Source organism: Clostridiales bacterium (assembly GCA_014799665.1).
Classification (GTDB): domain Bacteria; phylum Bacillota; class Clostridia; order Christensenellales; family Pumilibacteraceae; genus Anaerocaecibacter.
The window spans coordinates 51875-77027 of sequence record JAAVHP010000012.1 but is presented as its reverse complement, the minus strand read 5'-3'; the positions used below and the strand labels follow the sequence as shown (position 1 = coordinate 77027).

Below are 25153 nucleotides of genomic sequence, written 5' to 3'. Positions count from 1 at the left end.
GCGACCTAACAATTTAATCTTGTATTAAAAAACGACGGCTGTATCGATACTTTCGGTACAACCGCCGTTATTCCATAATTATTGATTGCTGATTCCCTATCGATTACAGCGCTCTTATGCTGGCGATCGGGGGTTTGCGCGAGTAGAGCGCAACCGGTATTACGGTGGATATGATCGCCGTCAACAGCGCAACGCCAAATATGCACAGCACGGACAGCGGCCCGAACGAAAGGATGCTTATTACCAAGAAGGTGTCTTCCAGTAAGATACCGTTTATAAGCACGCACAGTCCGAACGTTCCCGCCGTCGCTACCACGAAGCATATAAGCGCGATAATGAACGACTCGGACATGAATATCTTATACACGTCGAGCGTGCGCGCGCCGATTGCGCGGAGAATTCCGATCTCCTTCTTCTTCGCCGTAATGGACGCCGAAATGAAGTTGAACATGAGCAAGAACGCAAACAGCGCAAGCACCAAGCCAGCAATAAGGAAGCCCGTACCGAGCGCCTCGGCAAGCTCTATAAACAAGGTGAGCTGAATCATTTGGCTGTTCTGGATGATCGCCGTCGAGTCGTCCTCGCCGCGCTGATAGGTAAGCTTTACAAGCTCCTCTACCGCCGACTGCGTATGCTCGTACGGAATATATAAAGTGCTTATGAACGCTCCCTCGGGCGCGATGTACTTGGTAACGTACTCGCTATGACCGTAGTTATTTTCCTCTTTTATAGCGAACGAAGAATACAGATCGCTCGAAAGATATGCCGCGCCGTCGGTAATATTATCGAAGAAAACGCCTGCGATAGTAACGGGCGACCAGTCCTCGCTGTACATATTTCTTATACCGATATTCAATTCGATATCGCCGAAATACGTTTTTAACTGCGCGAACAAATCGAGTATTTCGTCTTTGCTAAGCTGTAAATTGGACAATCTGTACAGCTTGTAGATAGGACTGACTTCGTCCTCGGCGCGACTTTCGGCGTTCCACCTTCCGTCATTCCACGTCTGCCAGTCTTGAAGATATTTATTGTACGCTTTATTGTACTCGGCGTCGTCCTCGTAGTCGTTACGGTCGGGTTCTTTCGGCGCGGGATTATTATTAATGTAGTTCTCCAACGCCTTTTGTTTTGCTTCATCCACCATCTTGTCATACGCCGCGAATTTTTGAGAGGATGCGCGAAGATCGTTCAAATACGTTCGTTGATTTTCGTCGTATTCGTCGCGATTAGGCATATCGTAATAGATGTAATATTTATAATCGTATTCGAATATTTCTTCTCTGTCGGGATCGTATACGTCGAGTTTTTGCGGCTCGGGATTTTGCGCTATCCACTCTTCCTCGTTAAATACGTTACCCTCTTCTTCGGCTTCCGCTTTTGCCGCATTAAGGCTCTCCGTCCAATATTGCTTATCGTTGTTGAAGCCCGTTTCATTGAAGTTCGCATCGATCAAGAAGTAAGTTTTAATATATTCTTGTCTTGCCTTCTCAACGATAGCGTTAACACGCTCTTGCTCCTCGAAAGAATTCTTAACATCATAATAGTAGTCTTGATACGCGCTTGCATACAAACTAGCCGCACGCTCTATTTGCAAAGCCACCGAGTTTGCGGGAAGCGAGTTAAGCTTATTGCCCGAAAAATCGTAAATGTCGAGAAGCTTTTTGCCGTTGTTCTCGCCGTACTCGGCAACCATATAGACCTGTCCCGCCCACGTGTCGGTACTATCGGCAAAGTAAATTCTAAGCTCGCCCTCGTTATAATCGAAATAGTCATACGTATTAATGTATTGCTGATTATTCGATGCGGCAATGCTTTTCATAAGTTCTTCGGTGACCATGATCGACGGCAAAAGACTTGTTTCCAGATACGTTTCCCATTCTTGGGGGATCATGACGTCACCGCTGAACGGAGTATCGTCGTCGGCAGCTTTTTTGAGGTCGTTATACTTGGAGTCTATCTCCTCTATACTGTAAATACCGACTACTTTAAATTCCTTACCGTTTACGTTAAGCGTCAACCGGTTCGTTTCGCTGTATAGCAGATCCTCGGGTTTGGAAATAGTTACTTCCTTATTGGAGTTGTCGGTGAACTTGGTCTTTGGTGCGATTATCGAATTATAAACGTAATCTGATATAGCTATCTCGTCGGCGGCTTCGGGCTTTCTTCCGTAACCCTCCTCGAAAGTAGCGACGTCGTTTACGAGCATTGCTTTTTCGATATATTCGTCGTAGAACTGATCGCCGTACTGACCGAGGCGAATGCTGTCTATTCTGTTTCTGAAATTCGATACTGCAATCGTACCGTCGTACTTTTCGGCAAGAGCCTTGTACTCGTCGAGGGTATACGCGGTAGACATCTTATCTTCGTCGCTTGACTGGTAGTCGATAGTACCGTCGGAGTTGTAGTAGGTATATCTGTAATAGTAGCCTTTGCTAAGCAGCATATACTTGTCTTCGGCGTCGACAAAGGTCTGAACGGTAGTCGCTTGACCGTCGAACAGCATGAGCGTGGAGGCTAAGCCGAACAGTATAAACGCCACTATCGAAAGGAATATCGTGAACACGAGCCTTACAGGCTTGGATTTGAGCGAGCTTGCGCCCATTCTTATGGCGTGCTTGATAGGCAGGTGCGAACGGATAAGCTTTTGCTTTTCGTACTGCTTAGGCTGAGGCTGTTCCTTAATGTTCTCGAACGCGCCGACAGCCATTTCGGGCTTATCCTCTTTCATCTGCGCGATCTGCTCGCGCGATGTGGAAATTACCGCCGAACCGCCCGCGCGGTTAAGGAACTTTTTAATGCTTTGAAGATCCTCGTCGGTGAGTTCCGCGCCGTTGTTTACGCACACGGTGTCCGTGCCGAAGAAGCGAACGTTCTTTGCGCCCTCGCCTTCCGTCGTGCGGGTCTGGTCTGAAATTATCTTGCCGTCTTTGAGCTCGATGATACGGTCGCCGTACTGCTCGGCAAAATCACGGTCGTGCGAAATGACGATAACAAGTTTTTTCTCAGACAGCTTTTTGAGTGTGTCGAAAACCTGCTGACCGGTCTTGCTGTCGAGCGCGCCCGTCGGCTCGTCCGCCATTATGATCTCGGGCTCTTTTACGAGCGCACGCGCTATCGCCACGCGCTGCTTCTGACCGCCCGAAAGCGTATTAGGCTTGCGCGAAGCGAAGTTCGTCATGTCGACATCAGACAATATTTGATCGATAACCGCTTTATCGCGTTTCTTGTTTTGAAGCTCCAACGCGAGCGCGATATTCTCCTCTACCGAGAACTCGTCGAGAATATTGTATTCCTGGAACACGAACCCGACGTATGTATTACGGTAGCTGTCGAAGTCCTGACCGGAGAACTCCCTACTGCTCTTGCCCTTGATGATGATCTCGCCGCTGTCGGCTTTATCGAGTCCGCCGCAAACGTTAAGAAGGGTGGATTTACCGCTACCCGACTTACCGAGTATAAATACCATGCCGGTCTCGGCAAAGTTGAGCGAAACGTCGTCGAGCGCTTTCGTTACGACGCCGTTCTTGCTCTTATACTCCTTTCTGAGGTGTTTTACTTCTAACATTACTCTCTCCTACTTTATTATTTGATAAAAAGCAAATATATATAAGTATAGATATATCTTAACACATACCCCCCCCCGCAAGTCAAGCCTATTTCCGCAAAATAATATAATTTATCTTTTGCGCATTACCGTTCGCGCGTTTTTCATATACTATGCTTATGAAAAAAATCAAGCTCGTATCGATAACGGCGGGGTTGCTCGCGCTCGGCGCGATCGTGGCGGCGCTCACCGTTACAGCCGTTTTCCCCAATAAATACTCGACCGAGATCGGCGCGGCGGCGAACGAGTTCGGGCTTAACCCCGCGTTCGTAAAGTCGGTCGTTTGGGCGGAAAGCAAGTTCGATAAAACCGCGCTGTCGAATAAAGGCGCGCAGGGGCTCATGCAATTAATGCCCGCCACATTCGACGAGTGCGCGACCGCGCTCGGCATAAAGAACGCCGACCCGTTCGAGCCCGAGCATAATATTCGGTGCGGGTGCTATTATCTCAGCCTAATGCTCGAAAAGTTCGACGACGACAAAACCGCCGCGCTCGCCGCCTACAACGCGGGCGAAGCCAATGCAAAAAAATTCCTCGCGGGCGAAGCGGAAATTTTCGCCGAAACGCGAGGATATATCGAAGCCGTAAATAAAGCCGAATGGTTTTACTCGTTGATCCGTAATTAAGCTATTATACTTTATCGAATTTATCTATTTGCTCTTGCGTGACGATTTCGTCATTGCACCTGCCGCAATCGGCGCAACCGTTACAAATAAGGCGGTTGCCGCATTTTAAGCAGTTGGCGCGGTAATGCGGAACGTACAGCTCTTCTTTCGGGACAGGCAACCCGAAACGATCGGTCAAAATAAATTCCATCGGCTTGCCGCGGTACTGCAAGCCCTCCGCATACGCGAGATAGGTCTGGCGTATCTTGCTTTTTATGTAATTTGTTTTTCCGTCCTTAACGTAGTAATTGCCCGTTTCGATAAACGCAAATCTGACGTCCGCCGCCACGCACTCGTCGTGCAATTTCTTTACCCACTCGTAACGGCAAGGGCGCGCGCCGTCGTAGTTTTCGCCGCCGCAAATCACTTGTTTTATCTGCCCTTCCCGCAAATACTTTTCTATCGATATTTCGCCGATAAGCGGCGCGGTCATAATGCCCTTATGCTTGAACGGCAAGCGGTGGAGCAACGGTATTCGCTCGTCGGCGCGGCGTTGATTTTCGCAGGTAACGTTAAAGAACACGTTTTCCCAGCCGTCCCCCCAGTCCTTTGGCAAGCACTTCTCCACCCGTTCGGGGCGTTTGGTGAGCAGAAAAAACTTGACGTCCCGCCGCTCGTGAATGATATTCCAAACCTCGTTACGCCACTCGTCCGCGCCCTCGACGAAGAAGTCGGACGACATACATACCCGTATCTGCTCGCCGCTCTTGATCTTGTAACTTCCGTTGCGGTTTTTGGAAAGCGGATAGTAAAAACCGCTCGTTTTGGTCACGACCGAGCTGTCGCCGTTATTATGCTTTCTATCGAGATAGTACATATAACAATTTTGACAGCCCTCGCTGCATTTTTGACAGCCGTGCCACGGATTCCATATATCGTGCATTATCTTATCCTCGTAACGCAGTTAAAACTTCGCCTATATCTTCGTTTATGCAAATGGACCGATCCTCTATTTGCGGCGGGCAGACCGCTTCGCCCAAGTTGATGCAGGCGTACGTCGCTTTCAGGTTGCGACTCGTGAACCGCCAAAACGGATACTTGATTATGACCGGCGTATTGCCGCCTACCCCGAGTTCGAAATATACGACGCACGCGCCCTCTTGCCGCGCCAAAAACTTTTCGTACCGCTCGCCCGCTGCGTACCAGCCGTCGTCCTGAACGAACTTATCGTCGGCGCGAAGGTTCATAGTCATGGGCTTACCGCATAACGGGCAATGCGGCAAAAGCTCCGTTGGTATTTTCATATCCCTCTGCTCCGCTACCATGCGGCGAATAATCTGTTCGTTGTCGTACGTTTTTTCGTGACAAGGCGCCGAGCACTGGAACAAGCCGTAATCGCCCTGAGTGTAGAAAAGCCGCTGTTTATCGAACCCCGCTTTTTGAAAGCAATGATCGACGTTGGTCGTAATAACGAAATAATCTTTGTCCTTTACAAGCTCGTAAAGCTCGGCGTATACGGGCTTGGGCGGGTCTTGGTATCGGTTTATCATGATATACCTCGACCAGTACGCCCAATGCTCCTCGGGCGTTTCGTACGGGTAAAACCCGCCCGTGTACATATCGCGGAAGCCGTACTTCTCCTCGAAGTCGCCGAAATGCTCGTGAAACCTTTTGCCCGAATAGGTAAAGCCCGCCGACGTGGATAGCCCCGCGCCCGCGCCGATAACTACGGCGTCCGCATTTTCGAGCGCCGCTTTAAGCCTATCTATTTGCTTTGAGTAGTCTTGCATAGATTTCATAATCGGTATCCTTAAACACGTTGAAAATTACTTTGATCTTGCTTTGCGCTTGCAGCTTGTATTCCCCGACCGTTCCTATCGCTATCTCGGCGGCGCGCTCGTTCGGGAAACAAAACTCACCCGTTGAGATACAGCAAAACGCTATGCTTTGCAGTCCTTTCTCGTCGGCGAGCGCAAGGCACGAACGGTAGCAAGAAGCAAGCAGCTTTTCGTGCCGCTCGGTGAGTCCGCCGTAGACTATCGGTCCTACGGTGTGCAAAACGTACTTGCACGGCAGGTTGTACGCCTTGGTGATCTTCGCCTGCCCCGTCGGCTCTTCCTTGCCCTGCGCTTCCATTATCTCGGCGCATTCCTGCCGAAGCTGCACGCCCGCAAAGGTATGGATAGCGTTATCTATACAGCGGTGATTGGGGCAAAAACAACCGAGTAGCCCGGAGTTCGCGGCGTTCACTATCCCGTCGCATTTGAGCGTGGTTATATCGCCCTGCCATAAATAAATATCGGGAAGCACGGGTTTTAAATCGGCTATATCGGTAATACCTTTAAGCCGTAATTGCTCTTGCAAGTATTCGTCCTGAATTTGCAAAAACTCGTCGCTCGCCGCACGGGGCAAACGCACGTTTACGAGCGCACGGAAAAACCCGCGCTTTTCGCTTTCGTTAAGCTTCGGCACGGGTTCGCCGCGTTCGGCGCAAAGTATTTCTATCAATCGGTCCAGCTTATCCATAAGTCTACTCTATAACTATTCGCCTGTTTGGATCGATAGGCTTAGCGTGCGGCTGTTCGCCGTCGATATAGCCCAATATAACAAAACAGCGCGCAATATAATTTTCGGGAACGCCCCAATATTTCAAAAGGCTGTTGCCGTAATCGCTGTCGAAGGTTTCTTCGCCGCGCGCGATTATGCAAGACGAAATGCCGAGCTCGGTCGCCTGCAATACCATATTCTCCGCGGCGCAAAACGCATCGGGAATACTGTACAAAAAATTCTTTTGCGCGAACACGATAGCGACCGACGGCGCGCCGTAAAACCCACTTTTTATATTGGGGTCATCAATCACGCTCGGCTGTTCTTTCGAAACGTACGAGCCTTCGAGCCGACCTCTGTCGAAGCGCGCAAGATTGAGCTTGCCTACCGTTTCGGTAAGCTCCTTGTTGTGAACGCCGACAATAACCGTGCCTTGCCTTCCACCCGCGTTCGGCGCGCATAAGCCTGCTTCGATTATCTTATCCAAATGTTCTTTGGGGATTTGTTCGTCCGTATATTTACGGATAGAACGACGGGTCTTGATAATATCAATTAGCTCCATATTCATACCTCTTTCCAACATTGCGGGTCGGCGTCGTACATATTGTGAGTATAGCCGTACGTAACGGACGGGCAACCTCTGCAAACGCCTTTGAGTTCGCATTTACTGCATTTTGTGAATTTATCGTACTGACGGTATGCGTTCATATTTTCACCGATCCAAACGTCGTACAAATTGTTTTCGTTTATATTCCCGACCTTGCTTTCCATACGACGGCAAGCGTAAATATCGCCGTTGGGTAATATGGTAACGTGATTTCTTGCGCAGTTGCAACCGTCCGTTATTATATCGCATTCGTGTAATTTGAGCAAGCCTTTTTCGTACAAGAACAAGCTCCACAAATGATCTTTTAACTGAAAGGTGGTTTCTGAGTTTTTATGCTGTTCGTACTTCTCCCAACAAGCTTGTAAAAACTCTCTATATTCAAGCGGCGGAATATGTATATCTTTATCGTAGGCTTTTTGCGTACTCGTCGGGCAATACCTACCCACGGCGAACACGTCGACTCCATGCTCGTCCGCAAGGTCTATAAGCGCGGGGATCTCGCGCATATTCGTCTTGGATACCGTGCTCATAACGGCGCACCACATACCCGAACGCTTGATAGTTTTTATCGCTTCGAGCGTAGTGCGGAACGAACCTTGTTTACGGAACGAATCGTGCGTTTTTTCAAGCCCGTCCAATGACAGCTGATACTTAACGCAGCCGCAATCCTTCATGCGCGCGCATACCTCATCGCTCAAATGGAACGGATTGCCCATAATGCAAAAGCGCGTGCCATCCGCCTTGAACAGCTCCAAAAGCTCCCAAAAGTCAGGGTGCAGTATGGGGTCGCCACCCGTCAAATAAATATACGGCGTTCTTTCTATCGAAACGCAAAACTCTTTGATCTGCGCATACGTTCTTTTGAGCTTGTCAAGCGGCGTCGTTATAAGGCGCGGATACCCTTCCGAAAAGATATAGCAGTGCTTACAGCGTTGGTCGCAAACGTCGGTGATATGCCATTGTATCGCAAAGTAAGGCTTCATATTCCCTCCCGATTATTTACAAAATACGCCTCCCGCAATCGCTTGCGGGAAGCGTATCTCTCGGATCTATTTATCCGAAGTTCCGCAAGCAGGCGCGGGGTCTTTTGCTCCGCAAGCGGGCGCAGGGTCTTTCGCACCGCAAGCGGGGGCGGGATCTTGCGTTCCGCAAGCCGAGCTGACAAATTCATTTGCCGTCATAACTGTGTACCTCCTTACAGATTATCAATCTTTTCGATTGATAAGTATATTATAATAAAAGTAGTGATCGAGTACACTAAGGTTACTTATCTATTATCTTGTAATAAATAGGTTACTAAGTTTCTTTTTTGAACTATTGACTTTTGCCACGGCGTTTGATATACTTAAAGAAAAAGGACGGTATTTACAATGTTGACAAGAGAAGAGTTGCCCGAGTGCCCCGTCGCCACGACCGTACAGCTTATAGGTAACAAATGGAAGCTGCTGATTTTGCGCAATCTGATTTACAATAACAGTCAACGGTTTACCGACTTTATAAAGACAATCCCCGCCATAAGTAAAAAGGTTTTGACCGATAATTTGCGCGCGCTCGAAGAAGACGGCATAGTCGAAAGAGAGGTCTTTGCGGAAGTGCCGCCGCGCGTGGTGTATTCGCTGTCAGAGCTCGGTAAATCGTTAAAGCCCATTCTCGACGCTATGGTCGATTGGGGCACCGAATATAAAAACAGCTTGTAATATAATTAAAAAGCTCTCGAACAATTTATTCGAGAGCTTTTTACTACGCATTAAGATAAATCGAAACTTATTTCTATGCTTTTTCCAAAGTAAACAAGAAACTGCCCTCGCCGCATTTACCGTCTGATTCGATTATTACGTAAATCGTTTTATTGCCTGTAAAGGCTTCGGTTTTACTGTTAACGGAACCGTTGGTTTCGATTTCAAACAGATCTAACTTTTCGTCGTTATAGTCATAGTAAACGTTTATTTTGCCTTCCGCAAGCGTCGCCGTATAGGTTATATACACCTCGTCCTCGCCGTTGCTTTTCAATTTCATTACGTACGTTCCGCTAAAACCGTCAAAAGAAACCGAGCTTTCGGTTGAGTTGCTTTTCTCTATCATCTTCTTAGAGCTATAATTGCTCGAATACTTATTTCCGCAAGCAGATAATGAAAAACACAATACCGCTGTCATCACTGCAATAATTACTTTTGTAAATTTTTTCACAATATGCCCCTCCTTTTTTATTATCCGTTTACGAGCTTATCGTTGTACGCATAGCCGGCTACAATAGTATGCTTGCCTTTAAGAAGCGCCTTGCCGTTATGAGTGCGGTTTTCTATCGCGAAGTTCTCGGTCGAGTACGCGGTAAGGTATTCGTCGTCTACGTTGAACACCACCTTAAACGGCATGGTCACTATCGAAGCGTACGCTATCGAGCTGCCGTTGTCAGTCTTGCCCTTGCAGAAGTCGATTATCTTGATACCCTTTCTGTACCTGCCCATAACGTCAATCTGGCTGACGAGTATGCGCTTGGCGAAGCCCCTGTCGGTGACTAACGCGATCTCGCCGTCGCCGTTGACCTGACGGATGAGCACGCACTCGTCGCCGTCGGCAAGCGCCATGCCCTTAACGCCCGTTGCTATCCTGTTCTGCGACGGAACGTCGGACATATCTGCGTTGAGGCACATACCTTGCTTGGTCACTATCATGAGCGACGAGCCGGGAATCTCGTCCTCTATCGCTATAAGCGTGTCGCCGTCGCGGAGTTTGGTCGCCGCGAACGACGATTTGACCACGCCGTACTCGCTCCAAGGCGATTTCTTGATAAGACCCATCTTGCTGTAAAACAGCAGGTTGCCCTTGGGCAGTTTTTCTTCGGCGAGCCGCATATACAACGGGTACTCGCCCTCTACCGCGTCGGGCACTATCTTTTTGAGCGTAACGCCCTTTTCGCGCCACTTGCCGTCGGGTATCGCCTCGACGTCTATCTTGAAGCAGTTGCCGAGGTTGGTAAAGCACAATACCCTGTCCGTGCTCTTGGCGCGCACCAAGCAGTTGCAAACCTCGTTAAGCGTGGACGCGTCCGCAAAGTCCTTCGTCGACATGGTGAAGTTCTTTAACAGCATCTTTTTGATCTGCTTGTTCGCGTTCGCCGCTATTACGTATTCGAAGGTCGGCTTCTCGTCGTCGCTCGGGATAACGTACTTTTCCACGCTGTCGACGATGGTCGATTTTCTGTTCTCTTTGTATTGCTTTCTTATGCCGAGAAGCTCGGTCTTTACGAGCTCCATTTGGAGCTTCTTGCTCGCGATGATCGCTTCAAGCCGCGCTATTTCGGCTCTGACGTCCGCAAGCTCTTTTTCGAGCTTGAATATTTCGAGGTGAGTAAGCCGTGCAAGGCGCATATCCAAAACGGCTTGCGCCTGGATTTCGGACAGCCCGAACCGCTTACGTAATGCTTCCTTGGCGGCGGTCGTGTTCGCGCTCGACTTGATGATCTTGATGACCTCGTCGATATTCCTTACCGCGATAACGAGACCTTCCAAGATATGCTCGCGCTTTTTCGCCGCTTCGTGCTCGTACTTGGTGCGGCGCAAAACGACCTCGCGCTGGTACGCCACGTAGTATGCGATAATGTCGAGAAGTCCCATGAGCTGGGGCTTGCCGTCGGCGATTGCGACCATGTTGAACGAGAAGTTGGTCGAAAGATTGGTGTACTTGAAAAGCGCGTTGATTATTTCTTTGGGATTGGTGTCGCGCTTGGTCTTGATGACGGCGCGCATCCCTACGCGGTCGGACTCGTCCACTACGTCGGTTATGCCGGAAAGCACGCCCTTCTTATCCTCGCGCACTTTGATAATGGTTTCGAGCAGCTGCGCCTTGTTCACGCCGAACGGAAGCTCGTCGATAACGATTATCTTTTTGTCGTTGTCGTTCTCGATATGGAGCTTGGCGCGAACGGCGATCTTGCCCTTACCGGTTTCGTAAGCGTGAGCGAGCTCGGTGGGAATTATCACGCCGCCCGTCGGGAAGTCGGGGCCTTTGATTATCTTCATCATATCTTTGAGCGATATGCGCGGATTATCGATATACGCGATAACGCCGTCGATTGATTCCATGAGGTTGTGCGGCGGGATGTTGGTTGCAAGACCGACCGCTATACCCGTCGCGCCGTTGACCAAGAGGTTGGGAAAGCGCCCGGGAAGAATGTCGGGTTCGAGCATGGTATCGTCGAAGTTCCACGACCACTTGACGGTGTTCTTATCTATATCGCGGAGAAGTTCTAGAGCTAGCGGCGTGAGCCTTGCCTCGGTGTAACGCATAGCCGCCGCCCCGTCGCCGTCGACCGAGCCGAAGTTACCGTGACCGTCGACGAGCGTTGCGCCCATGTTAAAGGGCTGAGCCATACGTACCATCGCTTGGTAAATGGAGCTGTCGCCGTGAGGGTGAAGCTTACCCAAGCAATCGCCGACAATACGCGCGCTCTTGCGGTAAGGCTTGTCGGGCGTAATGCCGAGCTGATTCATTGTATACAGTATGCGGCGCTGAACGGGTTTGAGTCCGTCCTCCACGCGCGGAAGCGCACGGTCGAGTATGACCGCTTCCGAATACGGGACCATGGAGTCGCGCATAACTTCTTCCATGGTTTGCGTAATTATCCGCTGTACTTTATTCTCTTGTTCGTTATTGTCTGCCATAGAACACCTTAAACAATGCGTAATGCTTAATTCGTAATTTATTTGTTATTCGGGTTGAACGAGTCTACTTTGTTAAAGTCGGCGTGCTCGATTATATACTCGCGGCGAAGCTCGACTGCGTCGCCCATGAGAACGGATACGAGCTTTTCGGCTTCTGCGGCGTCCTCGATAGTGACCTGCATGAGCGCGCGGTTTTTGGGATCCATTGTCGTTTCCCAGAGCTGATCGGCGTTCATCTCGCCCAAGCCTTTATACCGCTGGACCTGCGCGCCCTTGCCGAACCGCGCCTTGGCGTCGGCAAGCGCCGCGTCGTCGTAAGCGTACTCGACCTGATTGCCCTTTTCGATCTTATAAAGCGGCGGAAGCCCGATATACACGTGCCCCTCGTTGATAAGGTCCTTCATATAGCGGAAGAAGAAGGTCAAGAGTATCGCGCGGATATGATAGCCGTCGACGTCCGCGTCGGACAAGATTATTACCTTGTGGTAGTTGAGATTGTCTACGTTAAAGTCCTCGCCGATGCCCGAACCGAGCGCCGAGATAAGCGTTCTAATCTCCTCGTTTGCAAGCACCTGGTCGATACGCTTCTTTTCGGCGTTGAGCGGCTTGCCCCTAAGCGGCAGTATCGCCTGATACGACCTGGCGCGCGCCTGCTTACACGTTCCGCCCGCGCTGTCGCCCTCGACGATGAACAGCTCGTTGTTCTCCGGCTTTCTGCCCGTGCAGGGCGTGAGCTTGCCGACGAGGTTGAAGTTATCGATAGCGTTCTTGGCGCGAGTGATCTCTTTTTCCTTGCGCGCGGCTTCTCTGACCTTTGCGGCGAGCAACCCTTTTTTGAGTATCGCTTCGCCGACCGCCGCGTTCTTTGGATCCATGAAGTAATCGGCAAGGATCTGCGACACCATGCCCTCGATAGCAATACGCGCCTGGGGATTGCCGAGCTTGGTCTTGGTCTGACCCTCGAACTGTACGTTCGTCATTTGCACCGACAGAACGGCGGTAAGACCCTCGCGGTAGTCGTCGCCCAAAAGGTTGGCGTCCTTGTCTTTGAGCATACCCACGCGGCGAGCGAAGTCGTTCATGACCTTAGTATACGCCGCCTTGAAGCCCGTTTCGTGCGTGCCGCCCTCGGTGGTCGGGATATTATTGACGTACGAGAAAAGGTTTTCGGTATACGCGTCGGTGTGCTGGAACGCAAGTGTCATGCTTATGCCGTCTTTCTCGCCCGCTATCATTACGGGTTCGTCGTACAAAGTGTTACGCGCTTCGTTGATATACTTGACGAAGTCGACGATACCGCCGTCGTACTTGTATTCGAGCGAGCGGTAACCGTCGCCCACTTTTACGCGCTCGTCGATAAGCTTAATGTTTACGCCTTTATTAAGGAAAGCAAGCTCTTTGAGCCGACGCGCTATCGTGTCGAACTGGAATATGACAGTTTCGAAAATGCGTTTATCTGGCATGAACCGCACGAACGAGCCGTGCTTGTCCGTCTTTTCGCCCGTGTCGATAAGGCTGTACTTAGGTATACCGCCCTTGACCTCGCCGTTTACCTCGCGGCTCTCGAACTCCATGCGGTAGGTCGTTCCGTTCTTGTAAACCTCGACCTTCGTCCATTCCGAAAGCGCGTTGGTGACCGACGCGCCTACGCCGTGCAGACCGCCCGAGTGCGCGTAGTTACTCGTATCGAACTTGCCGCCTGCGTGAAGCTGCGTGAAAACGACCTCAACGCCGGACACGCCGAGCTTCGGGTGAATATCGACGGGAATACCTCTGCCGTCGTCCTCGACCGACGCACTGCCGTCGGCGTGAACGGTAACGGTAATACCAGTAGCAAAGCCGTTGGACACCTCGTCGATAGAGTTGTCCACGATCTCCCACAATATATGATGCAAGCCTTTTATGCCTGTCGTTCCTATATACATACCCGGGCGCAACCGAACGGCGTCCAGCCCTTCGAGCACTCGTATATTCCCTGCGCTGTAATCAGACATTTATAATCCTCCGTGATAACCCGATGCCAACCCCGATTGAACACATTTTTAGGGGCAAATCGTGACTTATACTGCGTCACCGCCCTTGTATAGCCGACACAAGGCTTATACTGCGGGCGTTTCCTTGTCTAAGCCTACGATTTGCCTCCTAAAAATGCTCGCTTTTGCGATAGCGCATTTAGAGCTATTTGTCGACTTATCGAGCGAAGGCGTAGCCCATGCGCTACTTCGAGCGAGATAAGGCGGGAAAGAGCCAAAATGCGCACCGTCAAAAGTGTCCTACCGAGGTTGACATCGGGTGGGGTACATTTCATTGTAACATAAATAAAAAAATTTTGCAACTTTATTAAACTAATCCCTTAAAATCATTTTGCCTAAGCGCTTCGTACAGCACGAGCGCGACGGTGTTTGAAAGGTTGAGCGAGCGCAGATCCTGAGCCATCGGGATGCGCAACGCGGTATCGGGATTGTCGAAAACTATATGCTCGGGCAAGCCCTTGGTTTCCTTGCCGAACACCAAAAAATCGCCGTCCTCGAACTTAACGTCGGTATAGCGCTTGCTCGCTTTTTTGGATAAATAGAAGAACCGCCCGCCTTTGTTTTTCTCGAAAAACTCGTTAAGATTTTCGTAATAAGTAAGATCGAGCTTGTCCCAATAATCGAGCCCCGCACGCTTTAATTTGGCGTCGGTTATCTCGAAACCCATCGGTTTTACTATGTGCAGCGCGGTTTTCGTGCACGCACAGGTGCGCGAAATATTACCGGTATTCTGCGGAATCTCCGGCTCGACTAAAACAATATTAAACATAACCAAATTAATCCCTAATTACTGATTTCTAATTCCTAATTATTACTGTCTTCGCACTCGTCGAGGAAGCCTACGAAATCTTCGTACACTTCGCCCTTGTTTATTTCGTTGAGCAGCTCGTGCCGCGCGTCCTTGTACATCTTGACCTTGGGGTTCAAGCCGTGCTTGCGGTAGGTCTTTTCGAGCTTTTTAATAAGCTTGCCGTAGCCGCCCACGCCGTCCGCCGTGCCCGAAGCTATCATAAGCTTAAAGGTCGACGGAGTTCTGCCACGCTCTTTGTTTATGGTATGGCAGCCGTTAAGCATTTCCTTATAGAACGTGACCGAGCAAATACCCACGCCCGAGCATTTCTCGTCGGCGTTGTACTTTTCGACCTCGGCTTTGTCGCGGTTTATCCAACCGTTATTCCCGTCCTTTAACTTTTTGTCGTACGCCTCGAAGGTCATTTTGGCAAAGAACTTGCCTTCCCTGTCGGGGTTCTTTTTCGCCCATTTTTTGGCGAGCGAACGACCGAGACCGAGCATAACGCCGTACTGCATTGTCGTGCCGCAGAGTATCGCGCCCGATACGTAGGAGTGGTACTTTTCTATAAACCGCTGGGTAAGAATACTGCCATAGCTGTGCCCTATAACGTACACGCGCTCCACGCCCCAGCGCTCGCGCGCCATATCGACTTCGAGCTTGATATCGTCGACGGTCGCTTCGAACATTCCGTCGTAGCCTTTGCCGCGACGGTCCGCGTCGGTATCGCCGAAGCCGCGATTGTCCATGCCTATAACGTTATAACCGTTATGTCCCAAAAACTTGCAAAAATCATCGTAACGCGCTATATACTCGCACATACCGTGGACCATTACCACAGCCGCGCGCGGCTTGTCGACGTTATCCCAAAAGCTGACGGCAACGGGCTTTCCGCCCGTCATTGTTACCATTTCGGTTGTCATACACTCTCCTATCATAAAAACGTGGTTTTAGGTATATAGTATACAATGAAAAAGAAAATTTGTCAATAGGATATATTTATGCGGACTATCGTTTTTGCGGGCGGCGGAACCGCCGGACATATCATTCCAAACTTCGCGCTGATCGACGAGCTTAAAAGCGAATTTAACTGCGTGTATATCGGCGGCGACGGCATGGAAAAAAGCCTATGCGAAAAACGCGGCATACCCTTCCATACTATCCCTACGGTCAAGTTCCGCCGCGACGCGATATATAAGAATTTCGGCGTGCCGTTCAAGCTGCACGCGTGCGTTAAAGCCGCAAAAAAGATTCTCGACGAAATCAAGCCGAGCCTTATTTTCAGCAAGGGCGGTTACGCCGCTCTACCCGTAGTGCTCGCCGCAAGGAAGATTCCCGTGCTTTGCCACGAGAGCGATCTTTCGGCGGGGCTTGCTACCAAACTCTCTAAGCGCAAGAGCGAAAAAGTACTGTGCGCGTTCAAGCCGTGCGCCGAGTCGTTCAAGAACGGCGTGCACGTGGGAACGCCGCTGTGCAAAAGCCTTTATCGCGGCGCAAAAAATAAAGCGGCGTACGGGCTTAGCGGAAACAAACCCGTACTCGCCGTTATCGGCGGATCGAGCGGTGCGACCGCGCTTAACGATATAACGGTAGCGGCGCTGCCCGAACTCCTCCAAAAATTCGACGTCATCCACATGACGGGCAAGAACAAGTCGGGCGCGCCCAAGCAGAACGGCTACTGCCCTATCGAGTTCGAAAACGATATGGCTAGACTGTACGCGACGAGCGATATCGTTCTGTCGCGCGCGGGCGCGAACGCGCTCGGCGAGTGTATCGCGCTCAAAATTCCGACCGTAGCCGTACCGCTCGAAAAAGCGTCGCGCGGCGATCAATTACAAAACGCCGAGTACTACGGCAAGAGCGGCGCGATCGAGGTTCTGCGCGAAAACGAGCTTACGCCCGAAACGCTCGTAGCTACCATCCAAAAAGTATACGAAAACCGATATAAATATATCGCCGCTATGTCCATGCTGTCCGTCGACGGCACCGATAAGATTTGCGGAATAATCAAAGAATCAATTCGTAATGCGTAATTCTTAATTCGTAATTATTGACCGCTTCGCGGTGATTAATTAAGTTTATCCTTAATTACGCATTACGAATTACGAATTACGCATTAACAAAACGTAAATATCCCGTCCGCCGGTGGGTGCGCTGACCGCGTCGCCGCCACTCGACGATACTACTAAAACGAGCCCGCCGTCCTGCGTTTTTACCGCGCGGCATTTTTCGGCGTTCATTGCAAGATCGACCGTGTTCGCGCCGCTTGTCGCCGCTATGCGAAGCTTGTCGCCCGCCGTGCCTATCAGCTTTACGGCTGTTCCGTCCGCAACGTTCAACACCGCCATGCCGTCGGCAACGCCGAGCGGGCGGAGGTTGAGATTAGCGTCAATCTCGTACGTGATAGGTCCGTCGGCACAGTCTAAGCACGCATAGTACAGTCCGTCGTTATAGAACAACCGCGCGCGCTCGAACGCGAACCCGAGCGTTTCCCGCCTATATGTCTTGAACGCATAATCGACGGTAACTATCACCGCCGTGCCCTCGCGCCGACACAGCGCGATATACCCGCTCGGGTACGGGAGCACGGCATACGGCTGCATAAGGCTGTCGCCCGTTCCGCCGTAAAAATGCGCCGACGGATCGCCGCCCGCCTCGAACGTGTAGAACACAAGCGAGTCGTAGCGCGGCAGGCTGTACGCCCGCGCCGCGAGAACGTACACTCGCCCTATCTTATAGCAATCGAAATAATCGAGAGTATAACTGCTCGAAATGCGCGTCGAGTATTCGGCGTTCCACTTATCGCCGTCCGTCGAATATTCAGTGAGCGTGAAGCCGTTGGAGCTTTGTTTTGTCAGCACGGCGATCACGCCCTCGTCGACCGTAATATCGGCGACCTCGCCGCTTGGCGTAACGACGGTTTTCGCGCCGCCGTCTAGGTCTACCGCATAAAGCCGCGACTTGCTGTCGCCCGTGTCGGTCGCGCTGTACGTGCCGACGGCGAACCCGTCGCCTATCATGCACACGGCGGTTATCTTGCCGTCGAGGTATGTAAAACCAAGAATATCTAGCGCGGAATTGAACCTGCAAACGAACCCGCCGTACGAATCGAAATCGAAGTCGGCGACCGTCGTATTGCCGAAAACGTATAGCACGCCGCCTATCGTTTGCGCGTAGACTATCGTCTCGTCACCGCTGCCCATAAGGCGCGTTTCGGTGACTATCTCGTCCACGAGTCCCGCGCTCGCCTTGCGTAGTTTATTATGCTCGGGAACGGGCGGAGCTATTACCGTTTGACTATCGTCACCGCCGACGCTCGGATCATCCTGCGGAGTATCGTCGGTCGCGCCGAGCGCGCCGGGCTTACCGAATACTATGAACAATACGAGCAGTATTATAACTACGTTCAAAAACGCAATGACCGCTATCTGCTTTCTCGTTATACGCATAAAAACACCCCGATCGATAATAATCGGGGTTAAGTGTAGCATATATTTATAAGTTAAAATATATAAACGCAAATATAGTCAATTTTCCCTACTTCTTTTTTACATTGAAATATTTATCGTAATTATTTCTTCACTTTCTCGACATCTCCGTGCAACCAATATACGGCATGGTCAGGCATATCTCCATCACATTTCTTAATATCCCCGTCCAAGCAATGCACGGTATAATCGAGCATACCTCTATCCCAATGATGGTCTTTTTGTATATTATTCCATTCTTCGACCGTGCCGAGATAATATATATCCCTAATAGCAGAACCAAAAAACACGTCTCTTAGAATGGCTTTAATATACCTAGGCAATTTAATTTCCGTAAGGCTCGTACAGTTAGAAAAGGCGCTATCGCCTATCCCCTCTAAGCCTTGTAAATACCAGGCATATGACATTGCACTATTGAGCTTAATTTTACTATCCAGCTCGGGATTAACAGTCTTCGTTAAATCAACAGATTTAAGGCTGACGCAATCTCTAAACGCCATATCTTCTATTCCTATAACGGTTTCGGGAAAATCAACGGCTTCAAGAGAACTGCATCCGTCAAAGACATTCTTTTCTACGTAGTTCAATCCAAACGGAAGACTTATCCTTTTCAGTCCCGTACAACCACGAAACGCATAATCCCCGATTTTATAAACGTCCGCAAAAGCCCTTTCGTCGTCCGCATTGAAGTCAAACTCTTCAAGGCTTTCACACCCCACGAACGCCATGTCATTAATATAATTCATTTTGCGATCCAATTTTACTTTTTTTAGTTTTTTGCAATTTTCAAACATACTCGTAGGGATATGCGATATTGGGATATTAACTTCTTCGAGTTCATAACAGCCCGAGAAAACACTACCTCTAATCATAACGACGCTTTCCGGTAAAGTTATTCTCTTGATACTCCTACACCCCAAAAACGCATACGGTCCGATCGATACAACGCTGTTAGGCATTTCTATCGTTTTAAGATTGGCACAGTTGGCAAATGCGCATATTCCTATCGCCATCTTATCAAGTCCGCTTAAATTTTCGTCTCCGCAAGTAAAATCGCTTTTCGATATTTCTATAACGCTCACATTGTTGGTGGCAACAACGTTAACTACGTCTTCGTTTTTGACGCTACCTTTCGCGAACCGCAAAAGCGGCATACCCTTTAAGCTTTTTTTGACCGCGTCGACTTTATGCGAGCTCTCGTCGCTCAGTTTAAGATATGTAATATTCTTGCCGAGCATTGTGCGGTAAAGTTCAACAGCCGAGTTATCGATTATTTTGTCGGAACCATTACGCTCCAATAGCTGTTCGCCCGACAAGTATTCTCCACTCGATGACGGCAAAACTATCGGCAAAAACGCCTTACCCGCGTCGCGCGTCATTTTTATTTCATCGAGCACTGCGGGAGATTTCACCGAGTTTTCGCTCACGTAAAAAATAACGCCTTTACAGTTAAAGTCGTAGATATGCTTTTCCGCTTCGGCTTTCCAATCTTTACCCGCTATAAGCTCGCGGTCGTACCACACCGAAAATTCGGGGTCGACCTCTTGCATACCGAACAAATCGCGAAATACCGCTTTGTAATCGGCATGACAATAACTGACAAAATAATACTCGGTCGACGCCGACGGCGGAAACCACGCCTGCCGTATCTCGCCAAACGACCGAGTTTTTTCTATGTATTCTATCTTTTCTTCTACCGATATGGCTTTACTCATCTTATATCCTTAATTCATTAAATTGCCCTCATCCACCACTTCGTGGTCCCCCTTCCCCATTTGGGGAAGGCTGAAATAAGGAATAATTTCTAATTATTTCTATGCGTGGGAAGCATCAATTCCCTGGCTTCGCGCACTGCCTGTTTATATACTTTGCTCGGGCGGTCGATGTCGGGATTGAGCGGCATACGCCACGCAAAAGGTATAAGTTCTTTTTGCGTGCCCACCCACACAGGAGAAGCTACGAGGGATCGCGGTTGGTCGTTTTCCGTGCCGTCGATGTCACGGGTTATGGCGGCGATTTCGAGCTCGACCGTTTTTACCTTGGTGCGCTTGCGGCGTTTGTCGCTCGACGATTTGGACGCAGCCGACGTTTCCTGCGTCAGCCGACCTTTTGCCTCAGCGTACACTTCGGCTTTGGTTTTTGGAAGCTCGACTTCGGGCACTTCGGCAAGCGTAGTCGTTTGGGCTTGGGTCGTTTTCTTTTTGCTCTTGACCTTAGTTCGCGTAACGTCGTACTTCGAATCGTATTCCATGTCGGGAACGTAAATATCGTCTAAAAGCTTGTCGATGTCCTTAGTCATGCTACCTCCTTTTTATATTACGTTCATAAGATTATTTTACGTTAAATTCATACAGATTAGCCGCCGAAGTCGGAGAACTTGTTTTTGTTCTTATCGAGTATGAATTTGAGCTTTTGAATATCCTTCTTGTTCACCTTGAACGGAGTTGTAACGTTCCTAAGCGTCGAAAATGTGCGTTTGTCCGAGCTGAGCATGAGCACGCACTTTTTCTCGTCTATGAAATAGTCGCGAACCTGATGCCAATCAAGCATATCGAAATTAGTATATATGCCCTTATCGACGACTGCGTTTTTACTGATTCCAAGCACGACAACGAACGCTTCTGCGGCTATCATTACGATAAGCACGAACATGAGCGCAATATTGGTGTGCATACGCTCTACGCCGAACAGCTCGGCGAACTCGACTACGCTCGGCGACTCGGCGTCCGCCATTTGCATTATAAGATAGAAAATCAAAAAGCCGATCATGATTGCAGCTATCCAATACATGATCTTATGCGTTTTGAGCTCGACTAGGTTTATCGAATGGTTAAGCTTGATTTGCCGTAAAATAAGCCGTACCGTTTTTTCGATCAACGCCGCCGACACCGCGCACCCGACTATTGCCGTAATAATGACGGTTGTGAGGTATAATTCCATGCCGATTATTATAGTACAAATTTAAAGAAATGTCAATATATTTAAATAGGAATTAAGATGATTAACCTCAATTCCTATTTACTGATTATTTAAAGTATTTAACTCCGGCTTTGAACAGTCCCATGTCCGCCTTGGCGTAACTCTCGACGGTGTTCTTTAACAGGAACTCGCCCGTGCGCTCGCTGTGACCCATTTTGCCGAATATCCTGCCGTCGGGGCTTGTGATACCCTCTATCGCGTAAACCGAGCCGTTGGGGTTGTACGGGCTGAGCATGGTCGCGTTGCCGTCAAAGTCGCAATACTGAGTAGCGATCTGACCGTTTGCTATCAGCGCGTCTAGCCCCGCCTTGTCGATAAAGAACTTGCCCTCGCCGTGCGAAACGGGGACCTGATACACGTCGCCCACTTTCAGGTGGCTGAGCCACGGGCTGTAATTCTGGCATACGCGCGTATCTACAAGCGTCGAAACGTGCCGACCGATATTATTGAACGTGAGTACGGGATCGTTCGCCTTGGGGGTGTGGATATGCCCGCTCGGCAGCAAGCCCAATTTTACGAGGGCTTGGAAGCCGTTGCAAATGCCGATCGCGAGTCCGTCGCGCTTATACAGAAGGTTTTCTATCTGCTCGGCTATCGCAGGATTGGACAGGAACGCAGCAATGAACTTTGCACTGCCGTCCGGCTCGTCGCCGCCCGAGAACCCGCCGGGAAGCGCCAAGATATTGCTCGCGGATATAGCCTTTGCCATTTGTTCGACGCATTCTTCTACGTCGCGCGGCGTGCGGTTGCGCACAACGAAGATCTGCGCTTCCGCGCCCGCCTCCATGAACTTACGCGCAGTGTCTATCTCGCAGTTCGTGCCAGGGAACACAGGTATGAATACTTTTACTTTTGCGGGCTTGGCCGTTTTCGCCGCAGTGCGTTTTGCGCCCTTGCCCGTATAGTCAACGTTCTTGACATCGCCGCTCGCGCTCGCCGTCGTCGGGTACACGCCCTCGAACGTACCGGTAAAGCTGTTTACGAGCTTCTTGCCGTCCGCAGCCGTGCCGTCGAACACTATGTCGCTGTCATCAGCCGTGCGCGTGACGGTCGCGCCGAATACGTACTTGCCGTCGTCGGTGGTAAGACCGAGGAAGCCGAGCTCGTAGCCGAAGAAGTCGTCGGCATTGCGCGCCGCGAACACTATATCGCCCTCGCTTTCCTCGAACAGATCGCGCGAGCAGCTCGTGAACGCGAAGCCTAAGCCGTTGCCGAAGCAGCTCTTTAACACGGTTGCCGCCGCGCCGCCGCGCTCGACTACGCTTGCCGAGGTAACGTTACCCTTGCCTATTTCGCTTGCCAAAAGCTGTAAGAATTTATTGAGGTTGTCGAAGTCGGGATAGCCGAACTCGTCGCGTTTGAGTCTGTAACGGTAGACGCGCTCGCCCTTTGCCTTAAACGCATTATCGATAACGACCGCGCTGTCGGCGACGCCGAGCGCGAACGAAATGACGGTAGGCGGAACGGTGATTTTCTCAAACGTGCCGCTCATGCTGTCCTTGCCGCCGATAGCCGCTTTTTCCATTTTGATCTGAGCGGTAAGCGCGCCGAGAAGCGCCGACATGGGCGCGCCCCATTTTTCGCTATCCGTGCAGCGCGCGAAGAATTCCTGCATGGTCAAGTATATATGCTCGGGACGAACGCCGCTCGCCACCAATTTTTCTACCGACAGTATTACCGAGTACATACCACCGACGAACGGCGATTCTGGCAGTGCCTGCGAAAGACCGTGCGCGCTGACCGTGCATATATCGGTGTCGGCGGGAAGCTTAGCCGCCATTACCCCGCTCGGGGTCAACTGGTTCTTGCCGCCGAACGGCATGAAAACGCTGCTCGCTCCGACGGTCGAGTCGAACGTTTCGCTCAGACCTTTTTGCGAGCAAACGTTGTAGTCGGACAGTATATCGCTCATGAGCGCGGTGTAGTCGCCCTTATCATAGAGCGCGGCGCGCTTGTCGTTGAGATAATCGAAGCATTCGATCTTGGGATCTTTTATGAGCGCAGTCGCTTCCTGACGCACGCCGTTAGTGTCGAGGAACTTGCGTTCGAGATCTACTATAAGCTCGCCGTTAAGGTACATACGCATACAGTCGGTATCGGTGACCTTGGCGATGACCGTTGCGTCGAGATTTTCCTCGTGCGCGAGCGCGGTGAATTTATCTAAATCTTTCTTGTCGATGACGACCGCCATCCGCTCTTGGCTTTCGGATATGGCAAGCTCTGTCGCGGAAAGTCCCGCGTATTTTTTAGGCACTACGCCAAGCTCTATATCGAGCCCCGGAGCGAGCTCGCCGACGGCGACGGACACGCCGCCCGCGCCGAAGTCGTTACAACGCTTGATGAGTCGAGTGAACTCGCCGTTACGCATAAGGCGTTGGAGCTTGCGTTCTATCGGCGCGTTGCCCTTTTGGACTTCCGCGCCGCACGTTTCGATCGAGTGCGCGTCGTGCGCCTTGCTCGAACCTGTCGCGCCGCCGCAACCGTCGCGGCCCGTTTCGCCGCCGAGAAGCACGACTATATCGCCCGCCTGCGGTTCTTCGCGAACGACGTTTGCCTGCGGGGTAGCGCCAACGACAAAGCCGGTTTCAAGGCGTTTTGCCGCGTAGCCGCTGTGGTAGTACTCGCGGACCTCGCCCGTAGCAAGACCGATCTGGTTGCCGTACGACGAATAGCCCTTAGCGGCGCGCTTGCTTATAACGCGCTGCGGGAGCTTGCCCTCTAACGTTTTATCAAACGGCGCGTTGATGTCCGCCGCGCCCGTTATGCGCATTGCCTGGTACACGTACGCCCTGCCCGACAGCGGATCGCGGATCGCGCCGCCCAAGCACGTTGCCGCGCCGCCGAACGGTTCGATCTCGGTCGGGTGGTTGTGCGTTTCGTTTTTGAAAAGGATATACCACGGCTCGACCGTGCCGTCGCGCATAACTACGTCGTGCTTGATCGTGCACGCGTTGATTTCGGGCGACACGTCTACGGCGTTCGCCTTGCCTTGCTTTCTGAGCACCTTAGCGCCGATCGTAGCGACGTCCATGAGCGAATGGTATTTATCGGTGCGCCCCGCATACAGCGTGTCGAACGTATGCGTATAGTCGGCGTACGCTTCCTCGATATGCGGGTTTTCAGATTTGATCTTGGTTTTGAGTGCGGTCAGGAACGTGGTGTGCCGACAGTGGTCGGACCAGTACGTGTCGATGACTTTTAGCTCGGTGTACGTGGGATCGCGGTGCCTTTCGCGGAAGTACGACTGCACGAACTCCAAGTCTTCTAGGCTCATTGCGAAACCTTGTTCTTTATAGAACGCGTTAAGAGCGATGCCGTTCTTTTGCGTGAAGCCCTCCACCTTTTTGGCGGGTTCGGGCGGATTGATCTTTTGTTCGAGCGTGGTCGGCTTATCGAGGGCGGCGAGCCTGCTCTCGACGGGGTTGACAAGATAGTTCTGTATCGCTTGGATCTGTTTCTCGTCCGCCTCGATTGCGTACACGGTAGCGCAACGGACCTGAGGCAGAGCACAGCCCAAGAGAAGCTGAACGCACGAGCTCGCCGAGTCGGCGCGCTGGTCGAACTGACCGGGCAGGTACTCGACGGCGAAAACCTCGCCCTTTACCTCGGGCAGCGTTTCGAGATATACGGTGTCGGTCGCGGGCGTGGAGAACACCACGGGAACAGCCGCGTCGAACTGCGCGTCCGTAAGACCTTCCACGTCGTAGCGAATGAATACGCGCGATTTTACTGTGAAGCCGAGGTTTTCGGCGATTTCGTGTTCGAGCGAGAGATTGCTCGCCTGTCTTTCGGTGTAAATTCTTTTTATCATGTTGCTGACCTTAATTCCTAATTGC

The 25153-nt window shown here is 50.8% G+C and carries 19 protein-coding genes; 3 read left to right on the top strand and 16 right to left on the bottom strand.

Annotated features, from left to right (window positions below):
* Positions 1-103: 103 nt before the first annotated feature.
* Positions 104-3568 carry an ABC transporter ATP-binding protein/permease gene (locus HDT28_05350; GenBank protein MBD5132001.1) on the bottom strand — a complete coding sequence of 1155 codons (3465 nt, stop codon included), beginning with the start codon at positions 3566-3568 and terminating at the stop codon, positions 104-106.
* A gap of 158 nt (positions 3569-3726) precedes the next feature.
* Between HDT28_05350 and HDT28_05345 the strand changes: the two genes are divergently transcribed.
* Positions 3727-4233 (top strand): lytic transglycosylase domain-containing protein, encoded by a 507-nt coding sequence (locus HDT28_05345; protein MBD5132000.1) that lies wholly within the window; start codon positions 3727-3729, stop codon positions 4231-4233.
* Positions 4234-4237: 4 nt separating this feature from the next.
* On the opposite strand, the gene HDT28_05340 is transcribed toward HDT28_05345, so the two are convergent.
* The 5 genes from HDT28_05340 to acgM are packed head-to-tail and all read right to left on the bottom strand — an operon-like array spanning position 4238 to position 8349.
* Complete coding sequence (locus tag HDT28_05340; GenBank protein ID MBD5131999.1) at positions 4238-5155, bottom strand: DUF5131 family protein; 918 nt, start codon at positions 5153-5155, stop codon at positions 4238-4240.
* 4 nt (positions 5156-5159) lie between these two features.
* Complete coding sequence (locus HDT28_05335) at positions 5160-6011, bottom strand: Sir2 silent information regulator family NAD-dependent deacetylase (GenBank protein MBD5131998.1); 852 nt, start codon at positions 6009-6011, stop codon at positions 5160-5162.
* Positions 5974-6738 carry a protein-ADP-ribose hydrolase gene (locus HDT28_05330; protein MBD5131997.1) on the bottom strand — a complete coding sequence of 255 codons (765 nt, stop codon included), beginning with the start codon at positions 6736-6738 and terminating at the stop codon, positions 5974-5976. The genes HDT28_05335 and HDT28_05330 overlap by 38 nt, the downstream gene beginning before the upstream one ends.
* A gap of 4 nt (positions 6739-6742) precedes the next feature.
* Positions 6743-7321 carry a nitroreductase family protein gene (locus HDT28_05325; protein ID MBD5131996.1) on the bottom strand — a complete coding sequence of 193 codons (579 nt, stop codon included), beginning with the start codon at positions 7319-7321 and terminating at the stop codon, positions 6743-6745.
* 2 nt (positions 7322-7323) lie between these two features.
* The gene (gene acgM / locus HDT28_05320) at positions 7324-8349 is read right to left on the bottom strand and encodes a radical SAM/SPASM domain protein, ACGX system (protein MBD5131995.1); all 1026 of its coding nucleotides are present in this window, start codon (positions 8347-8349) and stop codon (positions 7324-7326) included.
* 387 nt (positions 8350-8736) lie between these two features.
* On the opposite strand from acgM, the gene HDT28_05315 reads away from it, so the two are divergent.
* The gene (locus HDT28_05315) at positions 8737-9063 is read left to right on the top strand and encodes a helix-turn-helix transcriptional regulator (GenBank protein MBD5131994.1); all 327 of its coding nucleotides are present in this window, start codon (positions 8737-8739) and stop codon (positions 9061-9063) included.
* 73 nt (positions 9064-9136) lie between these two features.
* On the opposite strand, the gene HDT28_05310 is transcribed toward HDT28_05315, so the two are convergent.
* The 5 genes from HDT28_05310 to HDT28_05290 all read right to left on the bottom strand — a co-directional run bounded on the left by HDT28_05310 (position 9137) and on the right by HDT28_05290 (position 15773).
* Positions 9137-9553 (bottom strand): hypothetical protein, encoded by a 417-nt coding sequence (locus HDT28_05310; GenBank protein ID MBD5131993.1) that lies wholly within the window; start codon positions 9551-9553, stop codon positions 9137-9139.
* Between the two features lie 20 nt (positions 9554-9573).
* Positions 9574-12027: a DNA topoisomerase 4 subunit A gene (locus tag HDT28_05305; protein MBD5131992.1), complete on the bottom strand. Its 2454-nt coding sequence runs from the start codon at positions 12025-12027 to the stop codon at positions 9574-9576.
* Between the two features lie 38 nt (positions 12028-12065).
* Positions 12066-14021 (bottom strand): DNA gyrase subunit B, encoded by a 1956-nt coding sequence (locus HDT28_05300; protein ID MBD5131991.1) that lies wholly within the window; start codon positions 14019-14021, stop codon positions 12066-12068.
* A 346-nt stretch (positions 14022-14367) separates the two neighbouring features.
* Entirely contained in the window at positions 14368-14829 is a 462-nt protein-coding gene (gene trmL, locus HDT28_05295; GenBank protein MBD5131990.1) for a tRNA (uridine(34)/cytosine(34)/5-carboxymethylaminomethyluridine(34)-2'-O)-methyltransferase TrmL, read from the bottom strand.
* 35 nt (positions 14830-14864) lie between these two features.
* Entirely contained in the window at positions 14865-15773 is a 909-nt protein-coding gene (locus HDT28_05290; protein ID MBD5131989.1) for an alpha/beta hydrolase, read from the bottom strand.
* Positions 15774-15851: 78 nt separating this feature from the next.
* On the opposite strand from HDT28_05290, the gene HDT28_05285 reads away from it, so the two are divergent.
* Positions 15852-16883 (top strand): UDP-N-acetylglucosamine--N-acetylmuramyl-(pentapeptide) pyrophosphoryl-undecaprenol N-acetylglucosamine transferase, encoded by a 1032-nt coding sequence (locus HDT28_05285; GenBank protein ID MBD5131988.1) that lies wholly within the window; start codon positions 15852-15854, stop codon positions 16881-16883.
* A gap of 69 nt (positions 16884-16952) precedes the next feature.
* Here HDT28_05285 and HDT28_05280 read toward each other — a convergent pair whose 3' ends face one another.
* From HDT28_05280 to HDT28_05260, 5 genes are all read right to left on the bottom strand, one after another.
* Complete coding sequence (locus HDT28_05280; GenBank protein ID MBD5131987.1) at positions 16953-18299, bottom strand: hypothetical protein; 1347 nt, start codon at positions 18297-18299, stop codon at positions 16953-16955.
* Positions 18300-18421: 122 nt separating this feature from the next.
* On the bottom strand, positions 18422-20053 hold the full coding sequence (locus HDT28_05275) for a leucine-rich repeat protein (GenBank protein MBD5131986.1): 1632 nt from the start codon (positions 20051-20053) through the stop codon (positions 18422-18424).
* 89 nt (positions 20054-20142) lie between these two features.
* Positions 20143-20637: a hypothetical protein gene (locus HDT28_05270; GenBank protein MBD5131985.1), complete on the bottom strand. Its 495-nt coding sequence runs from the start codon at positions 20635-20637 to the stop codon at positions 20143-20145.
* Between the two features lie 56 nt (positions 20638-20693).
* Positions 20694-21278 (bottom strand): hypothetical protein, encoded by a 585-nt coding sequence (locus HDT28_05265; protein MBD5131984.1) that lies wholly within the window; start codon positions 21276-21278, stop codon positions 20694-20696.
* 85 nt (positions 21279-21363) lie between these two features.
* A complete protein-coding gene (locus tag HDT28_05260; protein MBD5131983.1) occupies positions 21364-25128 on the bottom strand; it encodes a phosphoribosylformylglycinamidine synthase in 3765 nt (1254 codons plus the stop codon).
* Between the last annotated feature and the right edge of the window lie 25 nt (positions 25129-25153).

What these genes read in the sequence shown, in the direction of transcription:
- HDT28_05260 (MBD5131983.1), bottom strand. Translation starts at nt 25,128, where the DNA reads ATGATAAAAAGAATTTACACCGAAAGACAGGCGAGCAATCTCTCGCTC.
- HDT28_05340 (MBD5131999.1), bottom strand. Translation starts at nt 5,155, where the DNA reads ATGCACGATATATGGAATCCGTGGCACGGCTGTCAAAAATGCAGCGAG.
- HDT28_05315 (MBD5131994.1), top strand. Translation starts at nt 8,737, where the DNA reads ATGTTGACAAGAGAAGAGTTGCCCGAGTGCCCCGTCGCCACGACCGTA.
- HDT28_05300 (MBD5131991.1), bottom strand. Translation starts at nt 14,021, where the DNA reads ATGTCTGATTACAGCGCAGGGAATATACGAGTGCTCGAAGGGCTGGAC.
- HDT28_05270 (MBD5131985.1), bottom strand. Translation starts at nt 20,637, where the DNA reads ATGACTAAGGACATCGACAAGCTTTTAGACGATATTTACGTTCCCGAC.
- HDT28_05265 (MBD5131984.1), bottom strand. Translation starts at nt 21,278, where the DNA reads ATGGAATTATACCTCACAACCGTCATTATTACGGCAATAGTCGGGTGC.
- HDT28_05335 (MBD5131998.1), bottom strand. Translation starts at nt 6,011, where the DNA reads ATGAAATCTATGCAAGACTACTCAAAGCAAATAGATAGGCTTAAAGCG.
- HDT28_05285 (MBD5131988.1), top strand. Translation starts at nt 15,852, where the DNA reads ATGCGGACTATCGTTTTTGCGGGCGGCGGAACCGCCGGACATATCATT.
- HDT28_05350 (MBD5132001.1), bottom strand. Translation starts at nt 3,568, where the DNA reads ATGTTAGAAGTAAAACACCTCAGAAAGGAGTATAAGAGCAAGAACGGC.
- trmL (MBD5131990.1), bottom strand. Translation starts at nt 14,829, where the DNA reads ATGTTTAATATTGTTTTAGTCGAGCCGGAGATTCCGCAGAATACCGGT.
- HDT28_05345 (MBD5132000.1), top strand. Translation starts at nt 3,727, where the DNA reads ATGAAAAAAATCAAGCTCGTATCGATAACGGCGGGGTTGCTCGCGCTC.
- HDT28_05325 (MBD5131996.1), bottom strand. Translation starts at nt 7,321, where the DNA reads ATGGAGCTAATTGATATTATCAAGACCCGTCGTTCTATCCGTAAATAT.
- HDT28_05280 (MBD5131987.1), bottom strand. Translation starts at nt 18,299, where the DNA reads ATGCGTATAACGAGAAAGCAGATAGCGGTCATTGCGTTTTTGAACGTA.
- HDT28_05290 (MBD5131989.1), bottom strand. Translation starts at nt 15,773, where the DNA reads ATGACAACCGAAATGGTAACAATGACGGGCGGAAAGCCCGTTGCCGTC.
- HDT28_05330 (MBD5131997.1), bottom strand. Translation starts at nt 6,738, where the DNA reads ATGGATAAGCTGGACCGATTGATAGAAATACTTTGCGCCGAACGCGGC.
- acgM (MBD5131995.1), bottom strand. Translation starts at nt 8,349, where the DNA reads ATGAAGCCTTACTTTGCGATACAATGGCATATCACCGACGTTTGCGAC.
- HDT28_05305 (MBD5131992.1), bottom strand. Translation starts at nt 12,027, where the DNA reads ATGGCAGACAATAACGAACAAGAGAATAAAGTACAGCGGATAATTACG.
- HDT28_05275 (MBD5131986.1), bottom strand. Translation starts at nt 20,053, where the DNA reads ATGAGTAAAGCCATATCGGTAGAAGAAAAGATAGAATACATAGAAAAA.